General features: G+C 70.0%; 8 protein-coding genes and 1 pseudogene. 4 read left to right on the top strand and 5 right to left on the bottom strand.

All coding sequences use genetic code 11. The annotated features are described in order from the left end of the window. A pseudogene (locus ABTZ58_RS24075) lies at window positions 1-364 on the bottom strand (alpha/beta fold hydrolase); the annotation flags it as partial. Window positions 365-1215: 851 nt separating this feature from the next. Between ABTZ58_RS24075 and ABTZ58_RS24070 the strand changes: the two are divergent. Further along, a complete protein-coding gene (locus tag ABTZ58_RS24070; RefSeq protein WP_351360259.1) occupies window positions 1216-1806 on the top strand; it encodes a sigma-70 family RNA polymerase sigma factor in 591 nt (196 codons plus the stop codon). A gap of 910 nt (window positions 1807-2716) precedes the next feature. On the opposite strand, the gene ABTZ58_RS24065 is transcribed toward ABTZ58_RS24070, so the two are convergent. Next, entirely contained in the window at window positions 2717-3145 is a 429-nt protein-coding gene (locus tag ABTZ58_RS24065) for a DUF4190 domain-containing protein (protein WP_351360256.1), read from the bottom strand. A 433-nt stretch (window positions 3146-3578) separates the two neighbouring features. On the opposite strand from ABTZ58_RS24065, the gene ABTZ58_RS24060 reads away from it, so the two are divergent. Then, entirely contained in the window at window positions 3579-4307 is a 729-nt protein-coding gene (locus ABTZ58_RS24060; RefSeq protein ID WP_351360253.1) for a DUF4232 domain-containing protein, read from the top strand. A gap of 211 nt (window positions 4308-4518) precedes the next feature. Here ABTZ58_RS24060 and ABTZ58_RS24055 read toward each other — a convergent pair whose 3' ends face one another. Then, a complete protein-coding gene (locus ABTZ58_RS24055; protein ID WP_351360250.1) occupies window positions 4519-7491 on the bottom strand; it encodes an AfsR/SARP family transcriptional regulator in 2973 nt (990 codons plus the stop codon). A 528-nt stretch (window positions 7492-8019) separates the two neighbouring features. Here ABTZ58_RS24055 and ABTZ58_RS24050 point away from each other — a divergent pair. Beyond that, window positions 8020-8352, top strand: coding sequence for an SCO4225 family membrane protein (locus ABTZ58_RS24050; RefSeq protein ID WP_351360247.1), 333 nt, complete (start codon window positions 8020-8022; stop codon window positions 8350-8352). 78 nt (window positions 8353-8430) lie between these two features. Further along, on the top strand, window positions 8431-8766 hold the full coding sequence (locus ABTZ58_RS24045) for a hypothetical protein (RefSeq protein ID WP_351360244.1): 336 nt from the start codon (window positions 8431-8433) through the stop codon (window positions 8764-8766). Window positions 8767-9065: 299 nt separating this feature from the next. Here ABTZ58_RS24045 and ABTZ58_RS24040 read toward each other — a convergent pair whose 3' ends face one another. Both ABTZ58_RS24040 and ABTZ58_RS24035 read right to left on the bottom strand, forming a co-directional pair. After that, the gene (locus ABTZ58_RS24040) at window positions 9066-10181 is read right to left on the bottom strand and encodes an FAD-dependent monooxygenase (RefSeq protein WP_351360242.1); all 1116 of its coding nucleotides are present in this window, start codon (window positions 10179-10181) and stop codon (window positions 9066-9068) included. 398 nt (window positions 10182-10579) lie between these two features. Continuing rightward, window positions 10580-11122 carry a hypothetical protein gene (locus tag ABTZ58_RS24035; RefSeq protein WP_351360239.1) on the bottom strand — a complete coding sequence of 181 codons (543 nt, stop codon included), beginning with the start codon at window positions 11120-11122 and terminating at the stop codon, window positions 10580-10582. Window positions 11123-11462 lie beyond the last annotated feature (340 nt).

Genomic DNA, 11462 nt, shown 5'->3' with positions numbered 1-11462 from the left:
ATGTCCCGCGAGCTGACGGGAGAATCCACGCCAACGTGGCGAATCGAAACGGACATGACCGTCACAACAGCGTGAACTTTGATCAGATGCCCTCTAAGCGCCTCGCCGAAGGCGTGCACGTCGTCGGCCTGGATCTGCGGCGGTGGTCGACCCGCCCGTCCTTGCGCGTGCTGCGACCGAGCCCGCGCGGGTCATAGATGGCAGCGGTCCGCTCCGAGAAGCGCGCCGCGAGCCGGGCGAAGCCCGTGGCGTTCGTGGGCTGCCCGATCATGAACAACGGCGGGCGTCCGTCTGTGGTCGGCAGCGGCCCGCGAACGTCATAAACGAGGTCCACGTCGGCTGTCTTGAGTGTGTGAGTCTGCATACCCGTGCAGACCGGTCCCGTTGCGGAAACCCATCAGCGCGGCGGGCACCGCTCCCGCGATGGAGCCCCGCCCTCAGTCCGCAGCGCTTCCCCACCTCACGCAGCGCTTCCCCACCTCGTGAAGGAGGGGTATCGGCCACCGCGGCGGTTGCAGAACCGTCAGAGATCGACCGGGACGTGGACCGGGGAGGCTTCTTGCGGCTGGAGCCGACCGTTGCGCTGACAGCGGTGAGGGCCCTGGTCGCCATGCTGGAGATTGCCAGGTGGACGGGGGACCGTCCACAACGGCCGCCTATGTGCTGTGCGTGCGCTACCTGGGACACAGCCGCTGCCCGTCGATGCACTCGATGCGGCCGAGAGACGCCAGTACCGCACACGATGGTGCACTCACCGCGACGATCACGAGGACGACCGGACGCTGCACCAGTACGCCTCACCGACAGTAGGGGGCGAGACCGACGTCATTGCCGGTGGTCCAGCCGGTCAGGTACTTGGCGGGCTGGCCAGTATGCGCGCTGGGATTTCGTGAACTCCTCCGCAGTCCCAGCGTTGCCCCACATTGGCGTCGTTGCACGGAATCGTTTTGACGGTGTCCCCTCCCCACAGGCACTGCTGTGCGATGAGGTTAGCCAGGCGTCAGCCCACGAGTGTCGTACGGACGATGAGCATCCGGAAATCTCGTGGTCGGTTGGTTGAAGGGGCGGTGGCGAGGGGAGGATGACGGTTGGCGGTGGCGGCGCGCAGCGGTGCCGCCCCCCTTCGACAAGATTGCGACAAGGTTCGTCCAAGTCCTTGCCTTCAGTGTGAACTCGCCCCAGAAACACACTGATCACGGATGAGGACGCCACCCCATGAGGCGGACCACGGACCTCGTGCCCGGACCGAGTGCTCCCGGCACACCCAGCACCACCCACGACGACGCCAACGGCATCAGCGGCGAGGACTTCATCCGCCGGCTCTACGCCGAACACGGCACCCTCCTGCTGCGCTACGCCGCCCGTCTCCTGGGCGGCGACTGGCACCGCGCGGAGGACATCCTCCAAGAGGCAGCCCTGCGCGCCTGGAAACACGCCACCACTCTCGGCCTGGACGTCCACGAAGCCCGCCCCTGGATGTTCACCGTCGTCAAGAACCTCGTCATCGATTACCGGCGTGCCCGCAGCATCCGCCCGCCCGAGCACCCCACCTCGGACACGCTCGACATCCCCACCCCCCACCACGATCCGACCGAGCGTCTTCTGGCCCGGCACGCCGTCCTGGAGGCCTTCGAGGACCTCACCGAGCAGCACCGCGATATCATCAAGCTCATGTACTACCTGCAGTGCAGTGTCGCCGAGGTTTCCGAGCACCTCGGTATACCCCCCGGCACCGTCAAGTCCCGCTCCTACTACGCTCTGCGGGCCCTGAAGAAGGCCCTGCACGACCGCGGCGTCACTCACTGACCCCCCAACTCGCCCTCGCCTGAGGCGCCCTTGAGCTGCCCAGGCAGCCGGTGCCGGGGCCGCACCGGCCCGCCGCGGACGCCGTCAGCGGTCGGCGAGGCGCGCGGTGATGTGTGCACGACGATGGGCTTGCCGGACGTCCACACGCATGACGACGGTGCGCCAAAGGATGTGACAGTGGGCGGCGTGCGACATCGCGGTCCGGGCACCGGCCGAAGGAAGCCACGACAAACTGGGGACAACGCGCACGTCTGGCAGGGTGCTCGCCTCGCCCGCGTGGTGAGGATCGGCACAGGCGGAACACCGCTGACGCTGTGTGTCAGCCCGCACACCACGGCATCGAGTGACGGACGGCTCCGCAGCCCGCACTGGGCGGGTCCGTGGAATCCCGGCCCCCTCCCCAGGAGACCGGGATCCACAGGTCGGGCCCCATAACCCGTTCACCCGTCCAACGTGCTCTCGGCGGGTCAGGTTCATCCGCCGCACCTCATGTTTCACGTGGCGCACAGGCGGTCGGCGACGGGGGCGCGTAACCGGCCTTGACCTTCCGGTGGGTGGGGGAGGGGCGTGGTGAGGTTGTGAGCGCGGCCGAGCGGTGAGGGCGAGACTGGCAGCGGCCGTCCGATCGGATCCGGTGACCACGTGCGTCGTTCCGTGCCGACGCCGTGTGGAGCGGGAGAGGAAACAGGCGAGGCTCCCGCGCAGGTGAGTCGAGATGTCGAACAACTCTCTCCAGGGCGCGGGAGCCTCGTGCGGCACGGACATCGAAGCCGCCCCCCGATCAGCGGCCACAATGAACAGCCTGGACGAGCAGCGCTTCCCTACCGCCATCCGTCACTTCCCTCTCCCCGCTTCCACGGAAACGGGAGCGACTCCTGCGCTCGGCGCAGCCATCACATCGGCGGCTGGGTCAGCGCTTGGTGCCTTGACCGACGCCGGACGGCTTCTCCTTGTCGAAGTCCTGAGCGCAGTTGTCCTGCTCCGCCTGGGTGTCCGCGTGCTTGATGCAGTCCGAGTAGTTCTTGAACTCGTCCGAGTTGAACACAGCCACGCCCGCTGCCAGAACGATCGCCGACGCTATGAGGGCGAGGGCGCCAAAGATGGCGCCAATGATGGCCATGACCCCGTTGGTGGCCAGGCCGCGCCTTTTGCGGCGATAGCCGAGAACGCCGAAGATGACGGCAAGAAGGCCGAGTGCCGCCCCGCCGATGACGGTCCAGAACGTGGCGATGCCGATCAGCCCGAGCACCAGTGCCGCGATCCCGAATCCGTTGCGACGCTCGGCCGTTGTAGCGGCCCCCGCCTGGTTGGTTTCGTAGTGTCCTTGCAGCGATGTCATGGTGACTGCCTTTCTGCGAGGTGTGGTGATCGGCTGCCCTCGTCGCGTACTGACATGCCTGCTTTCTTGACACAAGAGGCGTGTGTGGGTCCGCCGTACATGAGGAGTGCGTGACGGCGAGGCTGACGCGCGACACGACGGCTTGCGTCCAGCTGTGATGCCGGCCGTTGGCCAGGGCTCGGACGACCTGGACGACGTCGTGGACGCAGCTGCCTGACGTTCACGCGGGTGAGCCGGCTCCGGCACGCCGCCGGGGCGGCGTTCAGGGTCCGGCGCCGGTCACGGTTCGGGCGTACATGTCACGGGCTTGTGTCAGGAAGGTCCTGGTCGGGTGACCCCATCGAACCCGGTGGCGCATCCCGCCGTCACTCCGATCGAGAACGCAAAAGCAGATCATTCTTCGTCACCACGCAACAATCCAGGGGAACTCACCATGAACCGTCGCATGCGCACGACCCTCGCCGTCTCCGCCGCTCTGGGTGCCGGACTGCTCATGACCGCCTGTGAGGGCGACCCCGCCGGCAGTCCCACCAAGGCGACCGACACGCCGTCGACATCCGCTTCGGCCTCTGTCGCCGCCCCGAGCTCGACGGCGGGCAGCGACGGCCAGGGCGGCACGCAGGGCACCGAAGGGTCCGAAGGCGCGAACAAGACCTCATCCGGCGGCGGTTCGAAGGCCGGCGACGACAGCGGGGCCCAGTCCGGCAGCGGGTCCGGCCCGGCTTCCTCCTCCGATGACCGGGCGGGTGACAAGACCGGCTACGGCCAGGGTTGCGGAACCAACGACCTGCAGTGGTCCGCCAAGGCCATGACCCAGGGCGGGGGCCACTACCAGATCAGTGTCAAGGCCAAGCCGGGCATCACCTGTGTACTGCCCGGCGGCCTGCCCGTGATCGCCTTCGGCTCCGGCGGGACACAGGCAAGCAATGCCGAGCAGGTCGCCGGCGACGAGATCACCCTCAGCGGCGGCAAGACGGTGTACGCGGGGGTCAGCCCGAAGACGACCAACGACGATCACGGCGCGGAGTACACCACGGTCATCGTCTCCGTCAGCGAAGGCGACCCCAACCCCATCTCTCTCAACGTCGGCAGCGTCCTCGTCGACGAGCCCGTCGTCACGAACTGGCACACCAGCCCGGCGGACGCCGTCCCGGCCGTCTGAGTACGGATCAGCGGGAGCGCAGGGTGTCCACCGCCCTGCGCGCCGGGGTACCGGTGACCGCGCTCGCGTTCGGCAGGCCGCCGCCGGTGGACGCGGAGCGGCGAGCAAGGCGACGGCGTATCGGCCGCCGTCGGGTCGACTGATCCCGCTCGCAACCCCGAATGTCCTTCCGTGGTGGTGCGGGGCATCCATCCGGTGACGAGGGCCGTGCTCAGACGCTCAGCCGCTCGCGAATGCCGTCGATCGGATGCACGTCCGGCTGTTCCTCGGCCAGCCGCAGCGCACGGAGCCAGGTGGCCCGGGCCGCTTCCGGAGAGCCCGCCGCGAGGTGGGTGTCTCCGAGCCTGATCAATGTGCCCACCCTGGTGTAGACGTCGCCACACGCCTCCATCAGCTCCAGCGCGGTGTCATAGCAGTCGGTGGCACGGCGGTACTGGCCGAGATGGTGGTGGGCGTGGGCGAGACTGTCCCAGGCATGGGCCTCGCGCAGGCGGATGCCGAGACGGTGGAACAGCGCGATCGAACGCCGGCAGTACGAGAGCGCCTCCTCGTCGCGGTCCACCAGTGTCAGGAGCCAGCCGACTCCGTTGCAGGCGTCCGCCTCCGTCTCAGGGTCGTCGCAGCGCCGGGCGGCCCGCAGGCTCTCCATGGCTCGGCGGAGCGCCGCCTGGTTGCGGCCCTCGCGGTGCAACAGTGACGCGAACGACAGGTGGACGCGTGCTTCTTCCTCCAGGTCGTCGAGCCCGTCCAGTAGTTCCGTCGCCGTGTCAAGGTGCTTCATGCCCTCGACGTGCAGGCCCATCCTGCCCAGGCAGCCGGCGACCGCCCGGTGCAGCCGCGCCTGCTCGCCGCGGTCCGCGGCGTCCTCGGCCGCCTTCAGGGCCACGGACAGTACAGCGGCCGCCTCACCAGAGCGGCCCTGCGCGTCCAGGTAACCGTGCAGTGACCAGGCGATCCCGCAGGCGTGTGCGGTGAATCCGGTGTCCGCGGCCTGGCGCAGGATGCCCCGCAGCACGTACTGCTCGGTTGCATACCAGCGCAGGATGTGGCCGATATCCATGAGGAGTTCCGGCGTGACGCCGGCCGCCGGAGGCGGGGGCGGGGGACCCGCTGGAGAATGGCTCAGGCTCGGGCCGCCGGTGACGGCGGTGTACAGGTAATGGTCGTACATCCGGTGCAGCGCCGCTGTGCGTTCCTGTTCCGTGTCGTGCTCGCGGACCAGTTCCCCGGCGTAGACGCGCAGCAGGTCGTGCAGCGCATACCGGCCCGCTGCGGGTTCGCCGACCATGCGGGCACGGGTCAGTTCGACCAGCGCGGCGCGGGCTTCGGGGGCCGTCAGCCGGGCCAGGCTCGCCGCGGCAGGGGCCGAGACGGCAGGGCCCGGGTGCAGAGCCAGCAGTCTGAAGAGGCGGGCGGCCTGTGGGGACAACGCGCGGTACGACCACGAGAAAACGGCCCGGACGTCGGTGCTGTCGTCGGTGCCGGAGAAGGCGTCGAGGCTGCCTTCGGCGGCACGCAGCTCGTCGGCCAGCTCACGCAGCGAGAACTCGGGATGCAGCGTGGCCCGGGCGGCTGCGATCGCCAGGGCCAGCGGCAGGCGCGCGCACAGCCGGACGATGTCCTCGGCGGCCTGCGGCTCGGCGCGCACCCGCCGCGAGCCCAGCCGCCGCGTCAGCGCGTCTGTGCCCTCCTGCGCGGACGGCACGTCCAGGGTCAGTGCGCCGGCTCCCTCGCTGGTGACCAGGCCGTGCAGCTCGTTGCGGCTGGTGACGATGGTCAGACAGCCGGGCGCTGCCGGCAGCAGCGGCCGGATTTGGGCTTCGTCCCGGGCGTTGTCCAGCACGAGCAGCACTCGCCGCTGGGACAGCACGGTGCGCAGCAACGCCGTTCGGGTGCTCAGTGCCGTGGGTATGGCCGTAGGGGCGACTCCGAGGGCGCTCAGAAACTCTTGCAGGATATCCGCCGGATCCGCTACGGAGCCGCTGGAATCGAAACCGCACAGATCGGCAAAGAGCTGACCGTCGGGGAACCGGTGCGCCACCTGGTGGGCGAACCGCAGAGCGAACGTCGTCTTCCCGACGCCCGGTACCCCGCCGACCAGGAGGACGGGCGGTGCCGCGATGTCTGGCCGAGAAGTCCCGGCCATGTCGTGCATGGCGGCCAGTTCTGCCCGGCGACCGACGAAAAAGGCTGGATCGGCGGGCAGTTGGGCGGGACGTACGGTGAGGTGGCCAGGCAGCGGCGTCTCCTGCCGCGCGTCGTCCGGTGGCGCCGCCCCGGTCGGCGTCAGCCGCACGGGACAACCCCTGGCAGCACTCGGAGAGGACGATGCCCCTGGCAGGTCCGCCGATTCGCTGAGGTGGCCGCATCCGGCGGTGACGAACGACCGCGCCGTGCGCCGGACGCCCTCGACGTCGTGCCGCAGTATCGCTTCTTGCAGGGCACCGATCGCCGGGCTCGGCTGCAGTCCCAGTTCCTCGGCCAGGTGCCCCCGCAGTTCCTGAAACCGCGCCAGCGCGTCCGCGTGGCGGCCGGTGAGGTACAGCCCGCACATGAGCAGCCCCCAGGCGACCTCACGCAGAGGATGGCGGGCCGTCAGCACCTCGGCCACACCGATGGCGCGCTGCACATCGCCGTCGTGCAGGAGGGTGCAGACATACATCTCCTCGGCGGCGGCCCTGGCTGCTTCCAGCCGGGCCGCCTGTCGCTGGGCGAACATGTAGTCCCGGGCGTCCTGCAGAGCCGCACCTCGCCACAGGGACAGCGCGTACTCGATCTCCTTGCGGGCCGCCTGGGCACGTCCGTCGGCGAGTGAATGTCTGGCGCGGACCACCACCTGCTCGAACCGCACGGTGTCCCGGACCTCAGCGGGCACTCTCAGGGCGTAGCCGTGGGATTCCCGCACCAGCAGACCCGCTTTGCCGTGCCGGGGGCGTCCGGGTTCCAGTACCGCGCGCAGCCGACTGATGTGGGCTTGGAGGGAGACCACCGCCCGGGGTGTCGGGCGTCCCGGCCACAGGTCCTCACAGAGCCGGTCGGTGGAGACGGCGCGTCCGTCCTGAAGGAGCAGATGCAGAGCGAGCACCCGTTGCTTGGGAGGACCGAGGTCCAGGGCGGTTCCCGCCCGCCGGATCGTCAGGGGTCCCAAAAGCCCGCACCACAGGCCGTTCGTCGTGCTGTGCATCTCCTTCTCCGTCGTGCACTCCACAGTGTGTCCCTATGAGAAGTCCAGGGGCGGTGTCGGTGCCGGCCCGCCGTGTACGCCGCCAGCGGTCGCTTTGCCCCGGTCTTCTCGTTCTTGCTCGGCTCTACGAGGAAGAAGCGCGTCCGGTTCGAGGCGGACCACTCCGGTCCGCGATGTGGACGCGTCTGCCGCGTTGGGTGGGTGAACCGACGGCCCGGTTTCGCCGTGGAGAGAACAGGACGGTGCTCACGCGCACAAGATGGCGTGAACGCCGGACGGGCGACGCCGGCCGGTCGTCTTGCGACCCGTGTCCTTCCGGTGCGGTGGCGTCGAGGAGGCACCCATGGGATGCGGTGCGCACCTTCCCGACCTCCCGGCGGACGGCCGGCTCCATCCAGGGATAGAGGCCGGGCTCGTGCCGCCGGGTGATGAACCGGCGGCCCAGGGGCGGAAACCTGAAGGCAGCTGCTCAGACGCGCAGCGACTTCACTAGCCAGCGCCGGGGTGCCCGGCAGAAGAGGCAACAGGATGGCGAACGGACGAGACGGTAAGCGGCACATCCTCGGGCGGATTACGGATAACTGGATCAGCCGGAGCTACCTGATGCTGTGGGCGGCGCTCCTGGCGTGGTCGGTGTGGGACTCCACGCTGGTCCAGCACCAGGACAGCTCATTCGCGGTGGTGTGGCTGTGGCTCGTCACCGCCCCGACGAGTCTGGCGCTCACGTTCCTCCCAGAGGGAGAAGGAGCGGCCGGACTCCTGCTGCACATCGCGCCGACGCTGGGCGCGGCCCTGCTGAACGCCTTCCTGATCGGCGCGGCGGTGCGTCGCGTGCGCCGGGGGAGTCCGGTACGTGCCTGATCCGCGCTTTGTCCCTCCCGGCCGGACGCCGGGCCCCGCCACTCGATCAGCCCGCACAGGGCAGGAAGCGATGAATCGATGCAGCTCAACCTCACCGCTCTGATGGCCGCGGTCATCGTGATCGCCCTTGGTTCCTCCATGGTCGCCCGGGGCCGCTGGTCCGGCCCGTGGTGGCTGGTGGTCATCGGCACCTTGGTGGCCTACCCCTTCTCCCACACCCTCATGGACCGCGTCGAGGACGCCCCCGGCGGTTGGGTCCGCTGGCTGTTCCAGGTGTCCTGCGGTCTGCTCGTGGCCGTCCTGGCCGCCCCCGTGTATCACCGGCTGCGAGGGTCGGCCGTCAAGGACGCCGACGGGCGGACCGGTGAGCACACGGACATCCGCCCGGTGGACGCGCCGCGCCCCGCGCCCTGAGGGCGACGCGGCGGGCAGGATCCTCACGCGAGCGTCCGCCGGCTCCGGGCCGACCACCGGCCTCGCCCGGCCCGCCGTGGTCACAACGAGAACCGGCCCGCGTACGGGATGGCGGCGGAAGCCCCGGTCCTGTGGACCGGCAGCGCGGTGACGGCGGTGACGGCCAAGGCTGTCACCGCCGACGGCTCCGGCGTAATGATGAGGGCCTGAACGCGACCGTCGCGAGCGCGAGTCCGACGGAGCGAGGAGGGCAGGAGCAGGTGGCCGGTCCCGCACGGGTCCGCACGCGCGGTCACATGTCAGGGTCGGTCCCGCAGAGCTGCGTAGTCCCGCTCGTACAGCCGCCGTGCCCCGTAGCGCAGCAGGGGATTGCGCAGGACAGGAGGGGTGAACCGGGCGCGGTCACGTCGGTGCGTGCGCTTCTGCATGGCCTGCACACGCGGCATCCTCCGCTGGACGTACCGCGAAAGGAGCGTGGCGACGTCGCCGTCTCCGGCCAGTTCTTCGGCGAGCACCTGCGCGTCCTCCACGGCCATCGCAACGCCCTGGGCGAGGTTGGGCGAACTGGCGTGGGCGGCGTCACCGACGAGCACGACACGCCCGTACACCCAGTGGGTACCGTTCACTTCCTCCACCGGGGTGAAGTGAGCCGCGCGGGCGGCCGGCCCGACCAGCAGGTCTCGCACCCTGATGTCGAACCCGGCGAAGGCGGGGGAGAGTTCGGCGCTGCCCCTGGTGGGATCCAGGGGCGTGGCCGCGGACACGTCGGCGTAGCAGCAGATCCGGCCGGCGCCGACGGGATAGGCCAAAAAGGTCGTGCCCCGGCCGAGCCACACCGTCCACCGGTCGATGTCGCCGGCGTCGTCGCTGAGGAACCGCCAGGCGACCTGTCCGAGGTAGCGGGGCACGGCCGTCGCGTCGGCCATCTGACGTATCCGCGAGCGGATCCCGTCCGCTCCGACCACCACCTCGTAGTGTCCCACCGTGCCGTCGTCGAACTCGACGTCCACCCCGTTGTCCGACTGGTGCAGAGAGCTGACGGTGACACCGTGCCGTACCGGTACCTCCAGCGCGTCGTACAGAGCGGCGTGCAGGTCGGGGCGGGTGATCCCCAGACAGTCACCCACCCCCTGCCACAGCTTTGCTGTGTCGATGTCGGCCAGCAGACCGCCTCGCTGGTCGAGCAGCCGTTGTCCGGGGACGGGCGCCGCGAGGGCGTCCAGTCGGTCGCGCAGCCCGAGGGACTCCAGGGCGCGCACGGCGTTGCCGGGCAGGAACAGCCCGGCGCCCTCCGAAGAGGGGCCCGGCTCGTGCTCGACCACGTCCACGAGCGCTCCGCGGTGGTGCAACTCGGTTGCGGTGACCAGTCCGGCGATGCCGGCGCCGACCACGAGGACGTTGAGGTGAACGGACATGTGGACCCTTTCGAGATGGGCATGCGTGTGACGCCATGCCCTACGGCCGGGACCGCTCTGCGGTTCACGGGCGAGGTCCCGGGACGAGCACCGTGGTACCTCATCCGCGGCGGTCCGTCGCCGTCCCGACCGCTGGCGCGGCGACCTGGTCACCCCGGGGCCGGGTGAGACTCCGCGAAGCCTTCAGGAGAGGGTCAGGACAGCCTCGGCCGCATGGTGTCCGAGGGTCTCGGGGGTGTGGCTCCTGCCCGTGCCCCAGGGCCCGCGAATGCGGGAGGTTCTCCGGTCGGTCGGCCCGTTCGAGTATCTTCAGGGCGTCCCGCGTCCCGCGATTCTGCAGCCTGGCACCCGGATCGGCTGGGACGCCGGCCGCGCGGCGGTCAGGAGTGCGGAGGCTGTCAGTCCGACGAGAGCCAGCGCGACAACAGTTCCTCGCGCTCGGCCGTCTTCAGCGCCCCGGTGTCGGTCCGCGAACCGAACCAGGCGGTCATCGTCCTGACGGAGAAGGTTTCCCAGACGAGCCGGTCCAGCAGCTGCTGCGAGAGTTCGGTCTCACGCTCGCTGTAGGCGACGGCCACCGCGGGCTCCACCTCGACGAGGAACGCCTCTGTGGCCGTGCGGACGGTCACCGTCATCAAGCGCGCATCGAGACCGGGTGAGGCGAGGGCTGACACCATGTCCAGCGCGGCGCCGAGAATGCGTCGCAGCGATCGCACCGGGGGATCGACGACCTCGACGGCCCGCACCTCCTGCCAGGGCCACCGGCGCTCGAGCGGGCCCTTGAACCCTATGCCGTCCTCGGTGAGCAATACCTCGGTCGTCGTGGGTCCGTGAGCGGGACCTCCTGCGAACACGCCGGCGGAGGTGATCCAGAACAGGCCGACCAGGCAGCCCGCGCCGGTCTGCTCCGTACGGTCATGGGTGCTTCGGGGTGTGTGCACGTCTGCTTCTCCTGTCGGGTCGCCACGGGAAGTACTCCGCGTGGCGTGCCGGACGGTCCGGCGGCGGCCGCACGACGGGACGCATCGTGCCAGCTACGTCTTGGCGGCCTCTTGCCCGGCTCGCCAGCAGGTCGGTCGCGAACGTCCGGCCGCGGGGGCGGGGGCGGGGGACGGGTGGCGACGTGCCGCACGGCGAGCTGCTTCGGCCGGACGGCGGCGAGGCTCCCTCCCCGGTGTCGCGGCGCCCACCTCCGGCGCGTCGCCTCGCGTACCCAGCGGAGCTCAGGGTCCTGAGTACGTCGAGGCGCTCGCGCTGTTCGCTCCGCTGAGTGTGTGTGCG

Source organism: Streptomyces sp. NPDC094143 (assembly GCF_040303825.1).
GTDB lineage: Bacteria > Actinomycetota > Actinomycetes > Streptomycetales > Streptomycetaceae > Streptomyces.
The sequence above is the reverse complement of the archived record's forward strand: the minus strand, read 5'-3'. Positions and strand labels throughout refer to the sequence as shown.

What these genes read in the sequence shown, in the direction of transcription:
- ABTZ58_RS24070 (WP_351360259.1), top strand. Translation starts at nt 1,216, where the DNA reads ATGAGGCGGACCACGGACCTCGTGCCCGGACCGAGTGCTCCCGGCACA.
- ABTZ58_RS24065 (WP_351360256.1), bottom strand. Translation starts at nt 3,145, where the DNA reads ATGACATCGCTGCAAGGACACTACGAAACCAACCAGGCGGGGGCCGCT.
- ABTZ58_RS24060 (WP_351360253.1), top strand. Translation starts at nt 3,579, where the DNA reads ATGAACCGTCGCATGCGCACGACCCTCGCCGTCTCCGCCGCTCTGGGT.
- ABTZ58_RS24055 (WP_351360250.1), bottom strand. Translation starts at nt 7,491, where the DNA reads ATGCACAGCACGACGAACGGCCTGTGGTGCGGGCTTTTGGGACCCCTG.
- ABTZ58_RS24050 (WP_351360247.1), top strand. Translation starts at nt 8,020, where the DNA reads ATGGCGAACGGACGAGACGGTAAGCGGCACATCCTCGGGCGGATTACG.
- ABTZ58_RS24045 (WP_351360244.1), top strand. Translation starts at nt 8,431, where the DNA reads ATGCAGCTCAACCTCACCGCTCTGATGGCCGCGGTCATCGTGATCGCC.
- ABTZ58_RS24040 (WP_351360242.1), bottom strand. Translation starts at nt 10,181, where the DNA reads ATGTCCGTTCACCTCAACGTCCTCGTGGTCGGCGCCGGCATCGCCGGA.